General features: G+C 75.3%; 11 protein-coding genes. 5 read left to right on the top strand and 6 right to left on the bottom strand.

Going from position 1 to position 21,860, the window contains the following annotated elements; genetic code table 11:
• Positions 1 to 8: 8 nt before the first annotated feature.
• The 4 genes from J2S42_RS01070 to J2S42_RS01055 are packed head-to-tail and all read right to left on the bottom strand — an operon-like array spanning position 9 to position 3,518.
• Positions 9 to 785 (bottom strand): ABC transporter permease, encoded by a 777-nt coding sequence (locus tag J2S42_RS01070; protein WP_307234259.1) that lies wholly within the window; start codon positions 783 to 785, stop codon positions 9 to 11.
• Positions 782 to 1,735: an ABC transporter permease gene (locus J2S42_RS01065; RefSeq protein ID WP_307234257.1), complete on the bottom strand. Its 954-nt coding sequence runs from the start codon at positions 1,733 to 1,735 to the stop codon at positions 782 to 784. The genes J2S42_RS01070 and J2S42_RS01065 overlap by 4 nt, the downstream gene beginning before the upstream one ends.
• Entirely contained in the window at positions 1,732 to 3,312 is a 1,581-nt protein-coding gene (locus tag J2S42_RS01060) for an ABC transporter substrate-binding protein (RefSeq protein ID WP_307234255.1), read from the bottom strand. Before J2S42_RS01060 ends, J2S42_RS01065 begins: the two co-directional genes overlap by 4 nt.
• Positions 3,309 to 3,518: a ferredoxin gene (locus tag J2S42_RS01055; protein ID WP_307234253.1), complete on the bottom strand. Its 210-nt coding sequence runs from the start codon at positions 3,516 to 3,518 to the stop codon at positions 3,309 to 3,311. Before J2S42_RS01055 ends, J2S42_RS01060 begins: the two co-directional genes overlap by 4 nt.
• 91 nt (positions 3,519 to 3,609) lie before the next feature.
• Between J2S42_RS01055 and J2S42_RS01050 the strand changes: the two genes are divergently transcribed.
• Positions 3,610 to 4,308, top strand: a complete 699-nt coding sequence (locus tag J2S42_RS01050) for a class I SAM-dependent methyltransferase (RefSeq protein WP_307234251.1) — start codon at positions 3,610 to 3,612, stop codon at positions 4,306 to 4,308.
• Here J2S42_RS01050 and J2S42_RS01045 read toward each other — a convergent pair.
• Positions 4,298 to 5,917 carry a (2,3-dihydroxybenzoyl)adenylate synthase gene (locus J2S42_RS01045; protein WP_307234249.1) on the bottom strand — a complete coding sequence of 540 codons (1,620 nt, stop codon included), beginning with the start codon at positions 5,915 to 5,917 and terminating at the stop codon, positions 4,298 to 4,300. The two genes, J2S42_RS01050 and J2S42_RS01045, sit on opposite strands and share 11 nt — an antisense overlap.
• A 137-nt stretch (positions 5,918 to 6,054) precedes the next feature.
• Between J2S42_RS01045 and J2S42_RS01040 the strand changes: the two genes are divergently transcribed.
• From J2S42_RS01040 to J2S42_RS01025, 4 genes are read left to right on the top strand one after another with little or no spacing between them, the layout of a single operon-like run.
• Positions 6,055 to 12,558 carry a non-ribosomal peptide synthetase gene (locus tag J2S42_RS01040; protein ID WP_307234246.1) on the top strand — a complete coding sequence of 2,168 codons (6,504 nt, stop codon included), beginning with the start codon at positions 6,055 to 6,057 and terminating at the stop codon, positions 12,556 to 12,558.
• Positions 12,555 to 17,780, top strand: coding sequence for a non-ribosomal peptide synthetase (locus J2S42_RS01035; RefSeq protein ID WP_307234244.1), 5,226 nt, complete (start codon positions 12,555 to 12,557; stop codon positions 17,778 to 17,780). The genes J2S42_RS01040 and J2S42_RS01035 overlap by 4 nt, the downstream gene beginning before the upstream one ends.
• Positions 17,777 to 18,838 carry an NAD(P)H-binding protein gene (locus tag J2S42_RS01030; protein WP_307234242.1) on the top strand — a complete coding sequence of 354 codons (1,062 nt, stop codon included), beginning with the start codon at positions 17,777 to 17,779 and terminating at the stop codon, positions 18,836 to 18,838. The genes J2S42_RS01035 and J2S42_RS01030 overlap by 4 nt, the downstream gene beginning before the upstream one ends.
• Complete coding sequence (locus J2S42_RS01025; RefSeq protein ID WP_307234240.1) at positions 18,835 to 20,703, top strand: Gfo/Idh/MocA family oxidoreductase; 1,869 nt, start codon at positions 18,835 to 18,837, stop codon at positions 20,701 to 20,703. Before J2S42_RS01030 ends, J2S42_RS01025 begins: the two co-directional genes overlap by 4 nt.
• On the opposite strand, the gene J2S42_RS01020 is transcribed toward J2S42_RS01025, so the two are convergent.
• Positions 20,693 to 21,820 carry a cytochrome P450 gene (locus J2S42_RS01020; RefSeq protein ID WP_307234238.1) on the bottom strand — a complete coding sequence of 376 codons (1,128 nt, stop codon included), beginning with the start codon at positions 21,818 to 21,820 and terminating at the stop codon, positions 20,693 to 20,695. The genes J2S42_RS01025 and J2S42_RS01020 overlap by 11 nt on opposite strands.
• Positions 21,821 to 21,860: the final 40 nt, after the last annotated feature.

The following is a 21,860-nucleotide window of genomic DNA, read 5'->3' as shown; positions in this document are numbered from 1 at the left end:
CTCGACGATCATCGGCGCGCCCGCACGTCGTCGGCCAGCAGGTTCACCGACACCGCGAGGACCGCGACGAGCAGCGCCGGGACCAGCACCGGCAGCGGGGTCAGCGCCAGCCCGGACAGGTTCTCCTGCACCATCCGCCCCCAGTTCGGGGCGGGCGCGCCGCGGCCCAGGCCGAGGAAGCCCGCGGTCGCGGTGAGGTGCACGGCCGCGACGAACCGGATCCCGGCGTCGGTGAGCACCGTACCGGCGATGTTGGGCAGGATGTCGTGCCACAGCACCCGCGGCCCACTGTCGCCGCGCCCGCGCGCGACCTCGACGAATGCGCTGGACGCGACGGTACGGGTGGCCGCGCTGACCACCCGCGCGGAGAACGGCGTGGTGGTCAGCGCCACCGCGGCCAGCACCGCGAGGTCACTGCCGGGAAATCCGGCGGCGAAGACCAGCATGATCAGAATCGCCGGTACGATCGCGACCACGTCGGTGACCCGGATGAGCAGCCCGGCCCTGCGTCCCGGGGCGAGTCCGGCGGTCACGCCGACGAGCACGCCGAGCACCGTCGCCAGCACGGTCGCGCCCGCGGCGAGCGCGACCACGATCCAGCCGCCGTCGAGCACCCGGGTGAGCACGTCCCGGCCGAGCGCGTCGGTGCCGAGCGGGTGCCCGGCGCCGGGCGCGGCGAACGGCACGCCCGCCTGTGCGGTGGCCGATCCGGGCGAGACGGCCGGCCCGAGCACGGCCAGCGTGAGCACGGCCGCGGCGAGGACCTTCGCGACGGTACGGATCATCCGTGCCGTCCCTGCCGCGGGTCGGCGAGCCGGGTGACGATGTCGGCGGTGAGCAGCACCAGCAGCGCGATGCCGGCCAGCACCACGGTCAGCCCCTGCACGACCGGGATGTCCCGGTTCGCGACCGCGCGCTGCAGCTCGTAGCCGAGCCCCGGGTAGTTGAAGATCGTCTCGATGACCACGGCGCCGCCGGTCAGCGCCGCGGTGACCAGCGCGAGCGACTGCACCGCGGGCCCGATCGCGTTCGGCAGCACGTGCCGGACCGCGAGCCGCACACCGGTGACGCCGCGCAGCCGGGCGGCCTCGACGAACGGGCTCGCGGCGACCTCCGCGGCGGACGCGCGGATCAGCCGGGTGGCGCCGGCCAGCCCGACCGCGACCGTGCTCAGCACCGGCAGCACCAGGATTTCCGGCGTGTCCAGCGGCCCGCCGCCGATCGGGATCAGCGACACCCGCGGCAGCAGCCCCAGCCAGGTGGCGAACACGGTGATGAGCAGGCTGGCGACGACGAACTCGGGCAGCGCGACGCCGAGCAGCGTCGCGCCGGAGATGACCCGGTCGCGGGCCCGGCCCTGGCGCAGGCCCGCCGCCAGGCCGCAGGCGATCGACAGCGGCGCCACGACGGCCAGGGACAGCCCGGCGATCAGCGCGCTGTGCGGCAGGCGGTCGGCGAGCAGGTCGCTCACCGGCCGCCCGCCGACCAGCGCGGTGCCGAGGTCGCCGCGCAGCAGCGACCCGGCCCAGTCCAGGTAGCGCACGTGGGCGGGCCGGTCCAGTCCCAGCTCGGCGCGGAGTGCGGCCCGTTCGGCGTCGGTGGCGTCCGCGCCGCCGAGGACGCCGGCCGCGTCGCCGGGCAGCACGTCGGTCGCGGCGAAGACGAGCGCCGACACCGCGGCGAGCGCGAGCGCGCCGGCGCCGAGGCGCAGGATCAGGAACCGGCCCCAGTTCACCGCAGCGATGCCCTGCTGAAGCCGGGGAACTGCGCGAACAGGTCGTCGGCCACGCCGCGCACACCGGGGACCGCGGCCGTGATGAACGGCTTGAAGACCGGTGCGACGGTGTTGCCGTCGGTCCACATCGCGCGCTGCGCCGTGGCCGCGGCCGTCGCTGCCGCGGCCGGGTCGGCGGCGGCGCGGGCCTTGGTCACCTCGGCGTCGACATCGGGGCGGTTCCAGCCGAGCGCGGACGGGTTCTTCCCGCCGTAGGAGGACTGGTACAGCGGCATCGGCGGAACCGGCACGGAGAAGCTGGCCGCGAACGGCAGTTTGACGTAGGCGGGGAAGTCCGCGAAGAGCTGACCGGCGGGCAGTTCGCGCAGCGTGGCCTTGACGCCGATCTGGGTGAGGTTCTCCACGTAGAGCGTGGCGACCTCGACCATGCCGGGCGTCTCCGGGCCGGTGGTGAGCGTGACCTCGAGGTTCTGCGCGCCGGCCTCGGCCAGCAGTGCGCGGGCGGCCTCCGGGTCGTACGGTCGCTGCGCGATGTCCTCGGCGTAGCCGGGGAAGCCGGGTGAGAGCAGGTCGTTGCCGATCAGGCCCTGCCCGTGCAGAGCGGTGTCCAGCATGGCCTGCCGGTTCGCGGCGAGCTTGAACGCGGTCCGCACGCGCGGGTCGTCGAACGGCTTCTGCGTCATGTTGAGCCGGAAGAACAGGCCGGAGACGTAGGGCGCCTCGCTGCGGGTGACGGTGACCGTGCCGCTGCCGTCGAGGTTGCGCGCGGTGATCGGGGCGAGGTCACCGGCGAAGTCGATCTGGCCGCCGGTGAGCGCGGCGGCGCGGGCGTCGCTGTCGGCGATGTTGCGCAGCTCCAGGCCGTCGAGCAGCACCTCGTGCAGCGTGAACGCGTCGTTGCGGACCAGCGCCGCACCCTGCCCGGCCTCGAACGTGGTCAGCCGGAACGGCCCGGAGGTGGGCGCGGCCTGCTCGAACCGGCTGCCCTCCTTGAGCACCAGGTAGTTGCCCTGGCAGAGCACCAGCCGCCCGTCCGCGATCGGCCGCAGCGTGGGCAGGATCAGCGTGAGCGGGTCCTTGACCTCGGCCTTGGCGAGGTCGAAGTTGCGGCCCGGCGTCTTGTAGACCGCGAGGGACTTGGCGTCCTGGAACGGCGTGATCAGCGAGTAGAGCACGTCCCGGGCGGTCAGCGGTGAGCCGTCACTGAACGTCAGGCCGGGCCGGATGCGCAGCGTGTAGCTGGTCAGGTCGGGGCTGACGTCGATGCCGTCGAGCACCTCGTAGCGCACGCCGTCCGGTGCGGACGGGTCGAGGTTGCCCAGCGTCGCGTGCATGGCCCGGGCGCGGACGAAGTCGAGGTTCGTGCCGCCGTGGAAGTAGCTCAGCGTCTCGGACGCGCCGGCTCCGACGAACGCGGCGCGCAGCGTGCCACCGGCCTTCGGCGGGCCGGACGGGCCGGTTGCGGACGGCTCCGTGTCGTTGCCGCAGGCGGCCAGCAGCGCGGGCGAGGCGGCCAGTGCGGCCGCGGTCCACGCGCCGCCGCGCAGCAGCGACCGTCGGCGGATATGTGATGTCACAGGTGTTCTCCTCGGTGAGCCGGCAGCGCGATGGCGCCGGACGGGCACCACTCGACGGCGTCACGGACCGCGTCCGCGTGCTCGTCGGTGATCTCCCGGATGCGCAGGACGACCAGCCCGTCATCGGACTGGTCGAAGACGGCGGGCGCGGCGTGCACGCACTGGCCCGCGCCCACGCAGACGTCGGTGTTCGCGGTGACCCGCATCGGTCCTCCTCGCACGGGTGTGGCCGGTGCCGGTACGGTCGACAGCCTAGATGAAAACTATTGTCATGTTCAACAAGGCTCCGGAGGGATAGTGGACCACACCGCCTACGACGCGCAAGCCGAGCACTACGATCTGCTCACGGCTCCGATGTGGAGCGTGCTCGCACCGCTGCTCAGCACGGCGCTGCGCGGCCTCGACCCGCGGCACGGCCCGGCCGCCGACATCGGCGCGGGCTCCGGCCGCGGCACCGCGCTGCTGGCCCGGCTGCACCCGCACCTGGAGGTGATCGCGGTGGAGCCGTCCGCGTCGCTGCGCACCGCGCTGTTCACCCGCGTCGGCGGCGACGTGGACCTGTCCCGCCGGGTCACCGTGCTGGCGGACACGGCCGCCGGTGCGGTGCTGCCTCCCCGGCTGTCGGCCGTGCTGCTGGCCAACGCGGTGAGCGAGCTGAGCCCGCGACACCGGCGGGACCTGTGGCGCACGGCGGCGCAGCGGCTCGCGCCCGGCGCGCCGCTGGTGGTCAACCTGGGCGTGCCGGGCGGCGAGCCGCAGACCGTCGTGCGGGTCGGCCGCCGCGAGTACCGCAACACCGGCGAGGCCGAGCCCGGCGAGCCGGGAACGGTGCGCTGGACGATCACCACGGAGGTCCGCGACGGGGACACCGTGGTGCAGCGGGTCGTCTCCCGGCACGTCTCCTGGCGGCTGACCACCGCGGAGCTGTGCCGGGAGCTGGCGGCGGCCGGGTTCGGCGTGCGGCGTACCGGCGTGGTGGTCGTGGCTAGGACGTGAGCGTGGCGGTCAGCGCCTTCTTGTCGATCTTCCCGACCGCGGTCAGCGGCATCGACTCCACCGCGATCACCCGGTCCGGGTGCTTGTAGCCGGCCACGCCGCGCTCGCGCAGGAAGGCGCCGACCGCGCGGGCGGCCGGTGGCGTCCCGTCGCACACCAGGAACGCGACCGGCTTCTCCCCGAAGTCGGCGTCCGGCACGCCGACCAGCGCGGCGGCGAGCACACCGGGATAGGCGGCCAGGTGCCCCTCCACCTCGGTCGCGTCGATCTTCTCGCCGCCGCGGTTGATCTGGTCCTTGATCCGGCCCACCACCACCAGGTGCCCGGACGGCAGCCGGCGTACCTGGTCGCCGGTGCGGTAGAAGCCGTCCGCGGTGAACCCCTCCCGGTTGACCGCACCGGCCCGGTAGTAGCCGCGGATCGTGTACGGCCCGCGGGTCAGCAGCTCCCCCACCTCGCCGTCCGGCACGTCCGCGCCGGACTCGCCGACCACGCGCACCTCGTCGTCCGGGCAGATCGGCCGCCCCTGGGTGGTGCAGACGGTGTCCGGGCCGTCCTCCGGCCGGGTCAGATTGATCAGACCCTCCGCCATGCCGAACACCTGCTGCAGCCGGGCCCCCAGTTCCGGCTCGATCCGCCGGGCCACGTCGTCGGCGAGCCGGGCCGCGCCCACCTGGAGCAGCCGCAGGCTGGACAGGTCCGGTGCGGTCTCGGCGTTCTCCTGCAGCCACAGCGGCACCAGCGGCGGGTTGAGCGCGGCGATCGTCACCCGCTCCCGCGCGATCAGCCGGAACGCGGTGGCCGGGCTCGGGTCGCGGGCCACCACGACCGTGCCGCCGGCCTGCAGCACGCCGAGCACGCCCGGGCAGGCCATGGTGAAGTTGAACGGCATCGGCAGCACCGCCAGGTACACCGAGTCCGGCCCCAGCTCGCAGATCTCCGCGGACAGCCGGGCGTTGCAGGCGTAGTCGTCGTGGGTGCGCGGGATGAGCTTCGGCGTGCCGGTGGTGCCGCCGGACAGCAACAGCAACGCCAGGTCGCCGGCGGCCGGCGGGTCCGGCTCCGCGATCGGCGCGGCGTCGGCGGCCAGCAGGTCGGCGAGCCGATGGAAGCCGTCCCAGCCGGTCACGTCGCCGTCGATGATGACAAGATCCAGGCCGGGGTACGCCGCACGCAGCTCGGCGGCGAGCGGCCGGTGGTCGAAGCGGGCGTGCCGGTCCGGCCCGACGTAGGCGACCGCGCCGGACCGCTCGACCAGGTGGCCGACCTCGGACCGGCGGTGGCCGGGCATCGCATGCACCGGCACGGCGCCGAGCCGCTGGAGCGCGAACCACAGCGTGACGAACTCCGCGCGGTTGGGCAGGTGCACCACCACGCGGTCACCGCGGCGCAGTCCGCGCGCGTGCAGTGCGCGGGCGAGCCGGTGCGCGGCGCGGTCGAGGTCGGCGTAGGTGAGGCGGGTGTCGCCGTCGACCAGCGCGGTGCGGCCGGCGAACCGGGCCGCCCAGCCGGACAGCAGCTCACCGAAGGTCTCACCGCGCCACCAGCCCGCCGCGCGGTACCGCCGGGCGTCCTCCACCGGCCAGCCGGGCCAGTCCGCACCGTCCACAGTGAACCTCCTCAATGATCACCCCGGGGGTGGCGTAACAACCGTTACGACGTTTACAGTGACGCTAGTTGAACATGATGTTCATTTACAAATAGGCTTCCGCCCTGCTGCTCCGACGAAAAAGGGTGAACCGGACCGTGCCCGAGGCACCGCATCCCCGTACCGCATCACCGACCGCCGCACAGATCCGCGCGCTGACCGCCGAGGCGCTGGAGATCCCCGAGGACGAGATCGGCCCCGACGACGACCTCTTCGACCTCGGCCTGGACTCGCTGCGCCTGATCCGGCTCGCCGCCGCCTGGCGCCGGCACGGCCTGGACGTCGGCTTCGACGTGCTCGCCGAGACGCCGACGCTGGCTGCCTGGGAAGAGGCGCTGCGGTCGGCGGCGGCCACCACGGCCGAACCGGCCGGGCCGGACACCGCGACGCCCGGCGACGCGCCGTTCCCGCTGGGACTGATGCAGCACGCCTACTGGATCGGCCGCCAGGACGGGCAGCCGCTCGGCGGCGTCGGCGCCCACTTCTACGTGGAGTTCGACGGGCACGGCGTCGACCCCGGCCGGCTCGCCACGGCCGTCACCCTGCTGCGCCGCCGGCACGACATGCTGCGCACCACCATCCTCGACGACGGCACGCAGCGCATCCGCCCGGCCGTCGACGACGTCGACCCGCTGACCGTCCACGACCTGCGCGCGCTCGACGGCGACGCGCTCCGCGCCCGGCTGGACGAGCTGCGCGACACCGGCACCCACCGGCGGATGGACGTCGAACGCGGCGAGGTGTTCCTGGTCGCGCTGTCGCTGCTGCCCGGCGGCGCCACCCGCCTGCACGTCGACCTGGACATGATCGCCGCGGACGCGGCCAGCCTGCGCCTGCTCATGGACGACCTGCGGCACTACTACACCGCGCCGGAGACCGCGCTGCCGCCGATCACCGGCAGCTTCGCCGGCTATCTCGCCCAGCGCACCGCGCGCCGGGCGGACGAGCGCGCCGCCGCCCGCGACTGGTGGCAGCAGCGGCTGCCGGACCTCAGCCGCGCACCCGAGCTGCCGGCCGTCGTCGACGCGCTGCACGCCGACGGCCGCTTCCACCGCACCACCCGGCTGCACCACACGCTCTCCCCCGCCGACCGGGACCGGCTGGCGACGCTGGCCCGCCGGCACTCGCTGACCCCGGCCGCGGTGCTGGCCACCGCGTTCGCCGAGGTCCTGGCGGGCTGGAGCGCACAGCAGCGGTTCCTGCTCAACCTGCCGCTGTTCGACCGCGACCTCGACGTGCCCGGCGCCGACCGGCTCGTCGGCGACTTCAGCAGCTCGGTGCTGCTGGACGTGGACCTGTCCCGGCCGCTGCCGTTCGCCGAGCAGGCCCGGGGCGTGCAGGGCACGCTGCACCAGGCGATCGCACGCGGGTCGTACCCCGGCGTGGAGGTGCTGCGCGACCTGTCCCGCCTCGGCGACGGCACGCCGGTGCTGGCACCGGTCGTCTACACCAGCGCGCTCGGCCTCGGCGAGATCTACCCCGAGGCGGTGCAGGCCGCGTTCGGCCGGCCCGTGTGGATCATCTCGCAGGGCCCGCAGGTCTGGCTGGACGCGCAGGTCACCGAGCTCGACGGCGGGCTGCTGCTGAACTGGGACGTGCGCGCCGACGCGTTCGCGCCGGGCACGGCCGAGGCCGCGTTCGACGCCTACCGCGGCCTGATCGGCGCGCTGCTGAGCGACGAGTCCGCGTGGGAGCGGCCGGTCGGCCGGCTCGTCCCGGACGGCCAGCTCGCCGCCCGCGCCCGGATCAACGACACCGGCGACGACGTACCCGCGGAGACCCTGCCCGAGAAGTTCTTCGCGTGGGCGGCGCGGGAACCGGACCGGATCGCGCTGCGCGGCGACGGCGAGACGACCTACGGCGCGCTCGCGGACGCGGCCCGGCGGGTCGCCACGCTGCTGCACCGGCACGGCGTGCGCCCCGGTGACTCGGTCGCGATCACGCTGCCGAAGGGCGCGGCGCAGGTCGTCGCGGTGCTCGGCGTGCTGGCGGCCGGTGCGGCCTACGTGCCGATCGGCGTGGACGCGCCACCGGCTCGGCAGCGCCGCCTGCACACGCTCGCCGGAGTGGCCGCGGTGCTCAGCGACGCCGCGCACCGGCCGGACGGGGCCGAGGTGCCGGTGCTCGACATCGCCGACGCCGGCGCCCTGCCGCCGGCCGAGGTCGTGCCGGTGGACCCGGAAGCGGTCGCCTACGTCATCTTCACCTCCGGCTCCACCGGCGAGCCGAAGGGTGTGGAGGTGCCGCACCGCGCGGTCGTCAACACGCTCGACGCGGTCGCGGAGGTCTTCGGCGTCGGTGCCGACGACCGGACGATCGCGCTGTCCGCGCTGGACTTCGACCTCTCCGCGTACGACATGTTCGCGCTGCTGCGCACCGGCGGGTCGGTCGTGGTCGTCGACGAGCCCGCCCGCCGGGACGCGTACCGCTGGGCCGAGCTGATCCGCCGGCACCGGGTCACGGTGGTCAGCTGTGTGCCCGCGCTGCTGGACATGCTGCTGTCCGCCGCCGCCGGGGACGGGCTGCCGGCCAGCCTGCGCCTGGTCATGCTGGGCGGCGACTGGGTCGGGCTGGACCAGCCGGCCCGGCTGCGCGCGCTGGTGCCCGGCGCCCGGTTCGCGGCGCTGGGCGGGATGACCGAGGCCGCGATCCACAGCACGGTGTACGAGGTCGGCGACGTCGACCCGGCGTGGCGGTCGGTGCCGTACGGCGTGCCGCTGCGCAACATGCGGGTCCGCATCGCCGACGAGCGCGGCCGGGACCGGCCGGACTTCGTCCCGGGCGAGCTGTGGGTCAGCGGCGCCGGGGTGGCGCACGGCTACCGCGGCGACCCGGCCCGCACCGCGGAGAAGTTCGTCGAGTACGGCGGCCGCCGCTGGTACCGCACCGGCGACCGGGCCCGCTACCACACCGACGGCACGCTGGAGTTCCTCGGCCGCGCCGACCACCAGGTGAAGATCCGCGGGCACCGCATCGAACTGGGCGAGGTCGAGGCCGCCGCGGACGCCCACCCGGCCGTCATCCACGCGGTCGCCACCGTCGTCACCGGCGCGACCCGGCAGCTCGGCCTCTACGCCGCGACCGGAGGCACGCCGCTGGACGCCGCCGAGCTGCGGCACTGGCTGGCCGGCCGGCTCGCCGTCTACATGGTCCCGGAGCACCTGATCGTCGCGGAGACGATGCCGCTGACCGCGAACGGCAAGCTCGACCGCCGGGCCGTCGCCGCCGCGTTCGCCGCCGCGGCCACCGCCCCGGCGCCCGGCGAGCCGCCCCGGGACGGCGCCGAGCGGCAGGTGGCCGAGGTGTGGGCCGAGCTGCTGGGCGTGACCGCCATCGGCCGCGACGACTCGTTCTTCGCCCTCGGCGGCGACTCCCTGCTGGCCACCCGCATGATCAGCCGGCTGCGCGAGCGGGGCCTGGCCGGTGCCGGTGTCGCCGCGCTGTTCGCCGGGCCGGCGCTGCGCGACTTCGCCGCGACGCTGACGGCCGGCACCGGGACGGCCGGCGGCGGGCTGGTCGCGGACCCGGCGCACCGGCACGAGCCGTTCGGGGTCACCGACGTCCAGGCCGCCTACCTGATCGGCCGCGACGACCGGCTCCCGCTCGGCGGCGTCGGCACCTGGCACTACAGCGAGTTCGACGGCGCGGACGTGGACCTGGCCCGGCTGGAGCGGGCCTGGCGGATCCTCGTCGACCGGCACGACATGCTGCGCGCGGTCTTCGACGGCGACGCCCGGCAGCGGGTGCTGCCCACCGTGCCGCCGTTCACCGTCCCGGTCGCCGAGGGCGCGGACGCGCTGCAGCGGATGCGCACCGAGCTGTCCCACCGCAGGCTGCCGGTCGACCGGTGGCCGCTGTTCGAGGTCCGCGCCGTGCGCTACCCCGACCCGGACGGCACGGTACGCACCCGGATCGGCGTCGGCCTGGACTACCTCATCTTCGACGCCCTGTCGATCATGCTGCTGTACCGGGAGCTGGACGCGCTCTACACCGACCCGGACGCCGCGCTGCCCCCGGTCGAGGCGACCTTCCGCGACTACGTGCTCGCCACCGCGCCGGCCGCGTCCGGCGGGGCGGGCGCGGCCCGGGAGCACTGGACCCGGCGGCTGGACGCGATGCCGCCCGCGCCGGCCCTGCCGCTGACCGGCGACCCGGCCACCGTGTCCGGGCACCGGTTCACCCGACGTCAGCACGAACTCGACCCGGACCGGTGGCAGCGGATCCAGGCCACCGCGCGCGCTCACGGGCTGACGCCGTCGGCGGTGCTGCTGGCCTGCTACGCGGAGATCCTGCGCGCGTGGAGCGGCCAGGACGCGGTGTCGGTCACGCTCACGCTGTTCAACCGGCTGCCGCTGCACCCGCACGTCGACCGGGTGCTCGGCGACTTCACCACGCTCGCGATGATCGGGCACCGCCGTACCGCCGGGGAGTCGTTCCTGGACCTGGCCGGCCGGCTGCACCGGACGATGGGCGAGGACCTGGACCACCGGGACGTGCCGGCCGGCTGGCTGCTGCGCGAGCTGGCCCGGCGCACCGGCGGCCCGCACGCGTCCATCCCGGTCGTGTTCACCAGCGCGATCGGCGTCGGCGAGGCGGTCACCGCACCCGCGTTCGGCACCCAGGTGTGGGGCGTGTCCCAGTCACCGCAGGTGCTGCTGGACAACCAGGTCACCGAGTCCGGCGGCCGGCTGCGCATCACCTGGGACGCGGTGGAGGACCTGTTCGCCCCCGGCGTGCTCGACGACATGTTCACCGCCTACACCACCATGGTCGAACGGCTCGACGGCACCGACTGGGCACGCCCGCCCGCGCCGGTGCTGCCCGCCCGGCAGGCCGCGGTCCGCGCGACGGTCAACGACACCGCCGCACCGCTGCCCGGCGGTCTGCTGCACGACCGGTTCTTCGCGCTCGCCGCGGCCGAACCCGCAGCGGACGCGCTGCTGTGGCAGGACGGCCGGATGAGCCGCGGCGAGCTGGCCGGCACGGCCCTGCGGATCGCGGGCACGCTGGCCGCGCACGGTGTACGGCCCGGCGACCCGGTCGGGGTGAGCCTGCCGAAGGGCGCCGACCAGGTCGCGGCCGTGCTCGGCGTGCTCGCGGCCGGTGGCGTCTACGTGCCGATCGGCGTCGACCAGCCCGCGGTACGCCGGGAGCGGATGCACACGGTCGCCGGGCTGCGCGCGGTGATCGGCGGCGACATCGACGTCAAGACCGCCCGCGACCACCCACCGCTGCCCGCCCCGGTCGACCGCTCCCCCGGCGACCTCGCCTACCTGATCTTCACGTCCGGATCGACCGGCGAGCCGAAGGCGGTGGCGATCACCCACGCGGCGGCACTGAACACCGTCGCCGACGTCAACGACCGCTGGCGGGTCGGGCCGGACGACCGGGTCCTCGCGGTCTCCGCGCTGGACTTCGACCTGTCCGTCTACGACGTGTTCGGGCTGCTCGGCGCCGGTGGCGCGCTGGTGCTGCCCGGCGACGCCGACCGGCGCGACCCGACGGCCTGGCTGGAGCTGCTCGACCGGCATCCGGCCACGCTGTGGAACTCCGCGCCGGTGCTGCTGGACATGCTGCTCACCGCGGCCGAGAACGACCCGGCGGGCGCGCGCGGCCTGGCCCGGCTGCGCGCGGTCCTGGTCTCCGGCGACTGGGTCGGCCTGGACCTGCCCGGCCGGGTCCGCGCGCTCGCGCCGGACTGCCGGTTCACCGCGCTCGGCGGCGCCACCGAGGCGTCGATCTGGTCGAACGCCTGGGACGTCGGCGAGGTGCCACCGCACTGGACGTCGATCCCGTACGGCGTGCCGCTGACCAACCAGCGGTTCCGGGTCGTCGACCCGGCCGGTCTGGACGCCCCCGACCTGGTCCCGGGCGAGTTGTGGATCGGCGGCGCGGGCGTGGCGGCCGGCTACCACGGCGACGCCGAGCGCACCGCGGCCCGGTTCGTCACCGGCGGCGACGGGGTCCGCTGGTACCGCACCGGCGACCTCGGCCGCTACTGGGCCGACGGCACGCTGGAGTTCCTCGGCCGCGCCGACCACCAGGTGAAGATCGGCGGGCATCGGGTCGAGCTCGGCGAGATCGAGGCCGCGCTGCGCGCCCACCCCGGCGTCACCGACGCGGTCGTGCTCGCCCCGGGCGGCCGCGGCACCCGGCGGCTGCACGCGTTCGTCGTCGCCCGCGGCCCGGTCGGCGACCTGCCCGCGCACCTGGCCGACCGGCTGCCCGCGCACGCGATCCCGCACCGGATCGTGCCGCTGGACGCGCTGCCGCTGACCGCGAACGGCAAGGTCGATCGCGCCGGCCTCGCCGCCCTGACCGCCCAGGAGCCGGCGGTGGCCCGGCCGCCGGCCGGCCCGGTCGAGACCGAGCTGGCCCGGCTGTGGGAGTCGCAGCTGGGCACCCCGGCCGTCGACCGGACCGCGAACTTCTTCACCGCCGGCGGCGACAGCCTGCTCGCGCTGCGCCTGGTCGCCGCGGTGAGCGAGTCGTTCGGCACCGACCTGTCCGTCCGCACGTTCCTGACCGCGCCGACCATCGCCGACCTGGCCGCGCACCTCGCCACCACCCGCACCGACACCATGGAGACCGGAACCCTGTGAACGTTATCGACCTCATCGCCGACCTCGACGCACACGGCATCCGGCTCTGGGAGGAGAACGGGCAGCTGCGGTTCCGCGCGGCCGCGGGCGCGCTGACCGACGAGCGCAAGGCCCTGCTGCGCGCGCACAAGGAAGAGGTCCTGGCCGCACTGCGCGCCCGGACCACGCTGACGCCGGACCACGCGGCCCGGCACGAGCCGTTCCCGCTGACCGACATCCAGGCCGCCTACCTGGTCGGCCGCGGTGGGGCGTACCCGTACGGCGGGGTCGCCTGCCACACCTACGTGGAGCTGGCGTTCGAGGCCGGCACCGACCCGCGGCGGCTGGCCGGGGCCTGGCACGCGGTCGTCCGGCGGCACGACATGCTGCGCGCGATCGTGCACCCGGACGGCTACCAGCAGGTGCTCGCGGACCCGCCGGCGCCGGAGATCCCGGTGGTCCACGACGACGTGGAGCGCATCCGTGCCGAGATGAGCGCGCGGGTGCCGGTCACCGACCGGTGGCCGCTGCACGAGGTGCGGATCAGCGTCACCGAAGCCGGGCTGCTGCTGCACCTGTCGGTGGACCTGCTGGTCGTCGACTACGCCAGCCTGCAGCGGGTGCTGGCCGAGGTCGAGGACCTCTACCACGGCCGGGACCTGCCGGAGCTGTCGGCGACGTTCCGCGACTACGTGCTCGCCCGGCGCGGGCAGCCGGCCGGCCGGGACCGCGACTACTGGATGGACCGCATCGACACGCTGCCGCCGGCCCCGGACCTGCCGGTCACCGGCGACCCGTACGCGGCCGGCGGTTTCCGGCACCTTTCCGCCGTGCTGCCCGCGGAGACGTGGGCGGCGATCCAGCGGCACGCGGCCGCCCGCGGCGTCACCGCGACCGCCGCGCTGCTGACCGCGTACGCCGAGGTGGTCGGCCGGTGGAGCCGCAGCCCGCGGTTCACGCTCAACGTGCCGGTCTTCGACCGGCTGCCGCTGCACCCGGACGTGGCGCACCTGGTCGGCGACTTCACCGCGGTGGAGTTGCTGGAGGTCGACCTGACCGCGCCGCGCCCGTTCGCCGGCCGGGCCCGCGACCTCGCCGGGACGCTGCTGGAGGACCTCGCGCACCCGCTGTTCAGCGGCAGTGACGTGCTGGCCGAGCTGACCCGCCGCAGCGAGGCCGACACCGTGCTGATGCCGGTGGTGTTCACCAGCACGCTCGGCTCCGCCTCGGCCCGCGCCCCGCGCGCGGAGGTCCGGCACGCGGTCAGCCAGACCCCGCAGGTGTGGATCGACTGCCAGGTGATGGAACGCGCCGGTGGCCTGTCACTGAGCTGGGACGTCCGCGACGGCGTGCTGCCCGGCAGCACCGCGGACGACATGTTCGCCGCGTTCACCGCGCTGGCCGGCGCGCTCGCCGGTGACGACGCCTGGGACGCCCCGGCCGCGATCGCGCTGCCCGAGCCGACCCGGCGGATCCGCGCGCGGGTCAACGCGACCGAGGTGACCGTACCGGACGGGCTGCTCACCGACGCGGTGCTGGCCACGGCCGCCCGCACCCCGGACGCGGTCGCGGTCCGGGCGGGCGGGCAGTCGCTGACCTACCGGGACCTGCTGGACCGGGCCGCGGTGGTCGCCCGGGAGCTGACCGCGCGCGAGGTGCGGGCCGGTGAGCTGGTCGCGGTGACCATGGAGAAGGGCTGGGAGCAGGTCGCCGGGGTGCTCGGCGTGCTGCTGGCCGGTGCGGCGTACCTGCCGGTCGATTTGACCGCGCCGGTGCTGCGCCGCCGGGCGATCCTGCGCGACGCGGACGTCCGGGTGGTGCTGACCCAGTCGTGGCTGGACCGGCCGGAGGAGATCGACAGCATCGCGGTGGACCTGCTGCCGGTGTCCGGGGCGGACGTGCCGAAGCCGGGCACGGACCCGGCCGACCTGGCCTACGTGATCTACACGTCCGGCTCGACCGGTGAGCCGAAGGGCGTGATGATCAGCCACCGGGCCGCGCTGAACACGATCGCGGACATCAACGCCCGGTTCGCGGCCGGCCCGGACGACCGGGTGCTGGCACTGGCGCAGCTCGGCTTCGACCTGTCCGTCTGGGACGTCTTCGGCCTGCTCGGCGCGGGCGGCACGGTGGTGCTGCCGGACCCGGCGCGGCGCGGCGACCCGGCCGCGTGGGCGGAGACGATCGCGGCCGAGCACGTGACGCTGTGGAACTCGGTGCCGGGGCAGCTGCAGATGCTGTCCGACTACCTGCACACCACCGGTGAGCGGCTGCCGTCGCTGCGGCTGGCCATGCTGTCCGGCGACTGGATCCCGCTGTCGCTGCCGGACCAGATCCGCGGCCTGCTCCCGCAGCTGGAGCTGCACTCGCTCGGCGGTGCGACGGAGGCGGCGATCTGGTCGATCCACTACCCGATCGGGGCGGTGGACCCGGCGTGGGCGAGCATCCCGTACGGCACGCCGCTGGCCAACCAGACGTTCGACGTGCTCGACGCGGCGCTGCGCCCGTGCCCGGACCACGTGACCGGTGAGCTCTACATCGGCGGCACCGGTCTGGCCGACGGCTACCTCGGCGACGCCGAGCGCACCGCCGCGCGGTTCATCGTCCACCCGGACGGCCGGCGGCTGTACCGCACCGGTGACCTGGGCCGGTACCGGCCGGACGGGGTGATCGAGTTCCTCGGCCGGGAGGACGCCCAGGTCAAGATCCGCGGCTACCGGATCGAGCTGGGCGAGATCCAGGCCGTGCTGGACGCGGCGCCGGGCGTCGGCGCGAGCGCGGTCGTGGTGGAGGGCGAGTCCGGGGCGACCGCGAAAGCGGCGCTGCGCCGCCTGGTCGCGTTCGTCGAACCGGCCCGCCGCACCCCGCCCGCCCCGCAGGTGACGCTGCCGCCGGTGACCGCGGATCCGCGGGTGACGGCGTTCCTCGAAGCCTTCGACGCGGCCGCGCTGCTGTCGATCACCCGGGTGCTGGACGGCCGGTCCGCGGGCGACGCGTGCGCGCGGCTGGGCGTCGCCGACCGGCACCACCGGCTGGTGCGCCGGTGGGCGGCGCGGGCGCTGCCGGCCGTTCCGGCCGAGGCGGAGGTCACGGCCGCGTGGGACCGCGCGGCCGTGCTGCAGGACGAGTGCGGGTGGGGCCCGGAGCTGTTCGCGGCGGTCCGCGAGTGCGCGGACCGGCTGGTGCCCCTGCTGCGCGGGGAGATCGAGGTGACCGCGCTGCTGACGCCGGAGGCGCTGGACGCCGCCTACGCCGGCAACGCGGTCACCCGGCCGCTGCACGACGCGATCGCGGAGACGGTCCGCGCGCTCGCCGCCGGGCACGACGGGACGCTGCGGATCGTGGAGATCGGCACCCGCAGCGGCGCGCTGCGGCCCGCGCTGGCCGGGCTCGACGTCGACTATCTCTGCACCGACGACTCCCCGCTGCGGCTGGCCGCGGCCCGGGACCGGCTCGGCGACGCCCGGTCCGCCGTCCTCGACCTGGACCGGGACCTGCGCGCGCAGGGCGTGCCGCCGAACACGGCCGACGTCATCGTCAGCGCCGGCGTGCTGAACAACAACACCGACATAGATCAAACCCTGACCAGGGTACGGGAGCTGGCCGCGCCCGGCGGCTGGCTGCTGCTGCTGGAGAACACCGACGACGACGCGGCCTCGGTGCGCATCTCGACGGAGTTCCTGGCCGAGCACGCCGGCCCGTTCACCGACGCCCGCGCCGGCCGGGAGCAGTCGTTCCTGTCCCCCGCGCAGTGGACGGCCGCGCTGGAGGCGGCCGGCGGCGAGGTGGTCGCGCACACCGGGCTCGGCGGACAGTCGCTGTTCCTGGTGCGGTTCAAGGCCGACCGGGAGCCGGTGGTGCTCGCCGACGTGGCCGGGTTCGCCGCCGAGCGGCTGCCGGAGTACATGGTGCCGGCCGCCTGGCAGGTCGTCGACGCGCTGCCGCACACCGCGAACGGCAAACTCGACCGCGCCACGCTGGCCTCCTGGCTGACCCCGGCCGCCGAGACCGGCGCGGACGAGGCCCCGGCCGACGAGTTGGAGACGCGGCTGGCCGCGCTCTGGGCGGAGCTGCTCGGCGTCGAGCGGGTCGGCCGCAACGACGACCTGTTCGCGCTCGGCGGCGACTCGCTGCTGGTCGCCCGGCTGGTCGGCCGGCTGCGCGACGGCCTGGACGGGCTGCCCGGCGAGTGGGACCTGGAGTGGGAGCTGGTGCTGCGCCACCTGCTGCGCACGCCGACCGTGGCCGGGCTCGCCGCCTACCTGCGGTCCCAGGCGGATGCCGGCGCGGCGGCCGCGGCCACGGTCTCCCCGGTGGTGCGGCTGATCGACGAGCTGTCCGGGCCGGTGACCGTGCTGGTGCACGCCGGCACCGGGACGCTGCTGCCGTACCGGCCGCTGATCACCGAGATCCGGCGGTCCGGCGGCCGCAACGGCCTGGTCGGGCTGGAGATCCCGGAGCTGGACGAGTTCCTCAACGCCGACCCGGACGGGCTGATCGACCGGCTCGCCGCCCGGTACGCGACCGCGCTGCTGGACACCGGTGCCCGGGAGTTCGACGTGGTCGGCTACTGCGTCGGCGGGATCATCGCCACCGAGGTCGCCCGCGGGCTGGCCGAGGCCGGCGCGACGGTGCGCAGCCTGACCGTGATCTCCAGCCACAGCCCGACGTTCCGGATCGACGACGATCTGCTGTCGGAATACTCGTTCGCGCTGATGATGGGCATGGATCTGGAGAAGATCGGGTTCCCGGCGGACGAGCAGCGGGTCGGTGCGGCCGCGGGTGCGGTGCTGGCCGCCTCGCCGGACGCGATCGCCAACGGTTCCCTGGCGGACCTCGACGGCGAGTTCGCGGACGTGGCCGCGGCGTTCGCGGCACTGGAGAACGTGCCGCGGATGCGCCGGGTGGCGCGGATGTGCGAGGCGCTGCCGCCGGACCTGGCCGGTTCCTACGAGCCGGAGGGGATGCTGCGCACGCTGCGGACGTACCAGCAGAGCATCTTCGCGCTCAGCCGGCACACCACGGAGCCGTACGCCGGGGACATCACGTTCCTGCGGCACAACGGCGCGTACCCGTTCCCGGGCAGCGCGGAGACGATCACCGACCACTGGGCCCGGCTGTGCCTGGGCGACCTGGGCAGCCGGGACATCCCCGGCCAGCACTTCACCTGCATGACCGGCGCGCACGTGCGTACCGTGTTCGGGCACCTGGTGGAGCTGGTCGACGGGCTGGACCGGGCATGATCGGCGTGCTCGGGGCGTCCGGTGCGGTGGGCCGGTTCGCGGTGGCGGCGCTGCGTGACGGCGGCTGCGGCCCGCTGCGGCTCGGCGCCCGCCGCCCGGAGCGGCTGTCGGCGGACGACGGCGAGGTGGTCGCGGTCGACGTCACGGACGCGGGCTCGCTGGCCGCGTTCTGCGCCGGGCTCGACGTGGTGCTCAACTGCGCCGGGCCGACGTACGCGCTGCAGGAGACGATGGCACTGGCCGCGCTCGCGGCCGGTGCGCACTACGTGGACGTCGGCGGTGACGACCCGGTGCACGAGAAGCTGGCCGGTGTCGTGACCGGTGACGCGACCGTGGTGCTGTCCGCCGGGACGCTGCCCGGCCTGTCCGCGCTGGTGCCACGCTGGCTGGCCGGGCCGGGACCGGGCGGTGGCCGGCTGGTCTGCCACGCCGGTGGGCTGGAGCGGTGCACGGAGACGGTCGCGGCCGACTTCATGCTGTCGCTGTCCGTGGGCGGCGCGCACGGCGAGCCGTTCGGTGCGCCGCTGGCCGCGTGGCGGCACGGGCGCCGGGTGCCGCGGGCGCTGCGGGTCGCCGAGGACGCAGCGGTGCCGTACTTCCCGGACCGGGCGACGCTGCAGCCGATCCTGACCGCGGAGAACGAGCGGCTGGCCGCGGCGCTCGGGCTGGCCGAGCTGGAGAACTGGAACGTGCATCCGGGCCCGCGGGTCCGGGCGCTGTTCACCCGGCTGCCGGGGCTGGCCCCGGCGGACGCGGCGGCACGCCTGATCACGGCGGCCGAGGTCGACCTGGCCGGGCGGGAGCCGTACTACCGGATGGTGTTCGCGCTCGACGGCCGGACCGCGGTGGTCAGTACCGCGTCCAGCTACCGGCTGACCGCGTTCGTCGGCGTGCTCGCGGTCCGCGCGATCCGGTCCGGCTCGGTCCGGCCTGGACTGCACTTCGCCGGTGAGGTGCTCGATCCGGAGTGGACGGTGGCCGAGGTGAACCGGTCGGGGGCGGCTCGCGTCGCCGCGCCGGCCGCGGACGGCGACGACGTCGAGGAGGGCGTGCTGTGAGCCGCCCGCTGCGGGTCGTGGTGTGCGGCACGAACTTCGGCCGGTTCTACACCCGGGCGGTCGCGGCGCACCCCGGTTGCACGCTCGCCGGGGTGCTGTCGACCGGCAGCGATTACTCCCGCGCGCACGCGGCGGCGGCCGGGGTGACGTCGTACACGTCCGCCGCCGAGCTGCCGTCCGATGTGGACGCCGCGTGCGTCGTGGTCGGCGGCGCGGTCAGTGGCGGCCACGGCACGGAGCTGGCGCTGGCGCTGCTGGCGCGCGGCGTGCACGTGCTGCAGGAGCATCCGGTGCACCCGGACGAGATCGCGGCCTGCCTGCGGGCCGCGCGGAAGGCGGGCGTGCAGTACCGGGTGAACACCCACTACCGGCATCTGGCGCCGGTGCGGCAGTTCCTGGACGCGGCCGCCCGGCTGCGGGAGCGGCGCACGCTGCTGTTCGCGGACGTGGCCACGTCGGTGCACGTGCTGCAGCCGCTGGCCGACATCCTGATCCGGGCACTCGGCGGTGCCCGGCCGCGGCGGCTGTCCGTGCCGTCGGACTCGGCGCCGCTGCGGTCGCTGCACGGCGAGCTGGCCGGGGTGCCGCTGACGCTGCGGGTGCAGAACCAGATCGACCCGGGCGACCGGGACAACCACGCGCTGTTCTGGCACCGGATCGCGCTCGGCACGGACGGCGGCGTGCTCACGCTCGCCGACACGCACGGTCCGGTGCTGTGGAGCCCGCGGCTGCACGCGCCGCGCGACGCCGACCGGCGGCTGCTGACCACCGGCGCGGGGCCGTCGCTGGACCTGCCGACCACGTCGGTGCTCGGGGCGGCGACGCAGCCGACGTACCGGGACGCCTTCGATGATCTGTGGCCGCGGGCCATCGGGGTGGCGCTGAGCGAGCTGGCCGGCGCGATCGAGGCGGGTGGCGACCCGCTGCGCGGCGGGCAGCCGGATCTGGCGATGGCCGGCTGGTGGCGGGAGCTGATGGAAGTGCTCGGCCCGCCGGAGCTGATCAGCCCGCCGGCCCCGGTGCCACTGGCCGCGGCGGAACTGGGAGAGGTCGTGCCGCCGGCGGCCGATGACGATCCGCGGGGAGCGGCCGGGACGCACCTGCCGCCGCTGGCGTCCGGACCCGCGCCCTCGCCGTCGCAGGTCTCCGGATACGGCCCGGCCGCCGAGTTCTTCGACCTCGCCGCGCGGGAGCACGCAGAACGCAGCGGTCCGGCCGTGGTCGCGGCACTGGCCGGGATCGACACCGGCCACGGCCCGATCCTGGAGATCGGCGCCGGGACCGGGCTGATCACCGAGGCGGTCGCGGCCGCGTTCCCGGACGCGGCCGTGATCGCTGCCGAGCCGGAGCCGGCCATGCGGGCGATCCTGACCAGCCGCATCGACGCCGTGCCCGCGCTGCGGGACCGGGTGTCGGTGGTCGCGGCGGTCGCGGAGGACCTGGAGCTGCCGGACCGGCTGAGCGCGGCCGTGCTCTGCGGCGTGCTGGGGCATCTGGATGCCTCGGCCCGCCACGCGCTGCTGACCGGGCTGGCCGAGCGGCTGCCGCCGGGCGCGCCGATCGTGGTGGAGCTGATGGGCCTGACCGAGCCGGTGCAGATGCCGCCGACCCGGCTGGTGACCCGGCATCTCGGTGACCAGCGGTACGAGTGGTGGATGTCCGGCGAGCCGGCCGGGCCGGGCCGGATGCGGCTGGACACGACGTGGCGCGTGCACCACGGCGAGCGGGTCGTCCGCGAGGTCCGCGACGGCTACCACTGGTTCACGCTGAGCGTGCGGCAGGTCGCGGACGAGGCCGGGCTGACGTGCGAGCCGCTGCCCGGCCTGCCCTACGCCGCGGTGCTGCGTGCCCCGCTCACCAGGTGACCGGCACCCGGTCCGGGGTGTAGGCGATCGCGTCGTGCTTGAACGACAGTGCGGAGATCTCGGCGTCGAGCCGCATGCCGGGGATCCGGTCGATCAGCGTGCCCAGCGCCACCTGCAGCTCGACCCGGGCGAGGTTCTGCCCGACGCACTGGTGCACCCCGTAGCCGAACGCCACGTGGGTGCGCCGGTCGCGGGTGAAGTCGATGACCGCGGGGTCGGCGAAGACGGCCGGGTCGTGGTTCGCGCCGGCCAGCAGCGGGATCACGCCGTCGCCGGCCGGGATGACCACGTCGCCGACCTCGATGTCCGCGGTGGCGGTGCGCAGCGCGATGCTGTCGCCGACCGACAGCGCGCGCAGCAGTTCCTCGACCGCGGCCGGCAGCAGCGCGGGGTCGCCGTCGAGCTGCTTCCACAGCCGCCGGTCGTCGTCGAGCAGCGCCAGCACGCTCAGCCCGATCATGCTGGTGGTCGTCTCGCGGCCGGCGACGACGGTGATGGCCACGGTGGCGAGCAGGTCGTCGCGGGACACCGCGCCGGTGTGCAGCTGATCGGCGATCAGCCGGCTGAGCAGGTCGTCGCCGAGATCCCGCTCGCGCGCGGTGACCAGGCCGTCGAACACGTCGAACAGCGCGTCGAGGCCTTCGGTGGCGGTGCGGGCGTCGCTGCCGCCGCCACCGATCTGCTGCGAGCCGAGCGCGCCGGTGATCCGGCGGAACCACGGGTCGGCGCGGCGCACACCGATCATCTCGCACATCACGGTGCTGGAGACCGCGTGCGCGAACTGGGTGAGCAGGTCGACCGGCCCGCCGTGGCGCAGCAGCTCGTCGACGCGCTCGTCGACGATGCGCTGCACCGGGCGGCGCATCGCGCGGGCCTTGCGCACGGTCATCTCGGGCAGCAGCATCCGCCGGTACGCGGTGTGCTCCGGCGGGTCCATCCGGATGAACGGGCGGGTGCGCGCGCCGACCTCCTGCTCGCCGTCGGCGAGCGCGGGGAAGTTCGCGTGCCGCACGTCCGCGCTGAGCCGCCGGTCGGCCAGCAGCGCCCGGACGGCCTCGTAGCCGGTCACCACCCAGGCCGGGCGGCCGGTGGGCAGCAGGACCTTCTCGGCCGGCATCTCCGCATATTCCCGCGGTGCCGAAAAAGGGCAGGACCGG

This window comes from Catenuloplanes indicus (assembly GCF_030813715.1).
Lineage (GTDB): Bacteria > Actinomycetota > Actinomycetes > Mycobacteriales > Micromonosporaceae > Catenuloplanes > Catenuloplanes indicus.
The sequence above is the reverse complement of the archived record's forward strand: the minus strand, read 5'-3'. Positions and strand labels throughout refer to the sequence as shown.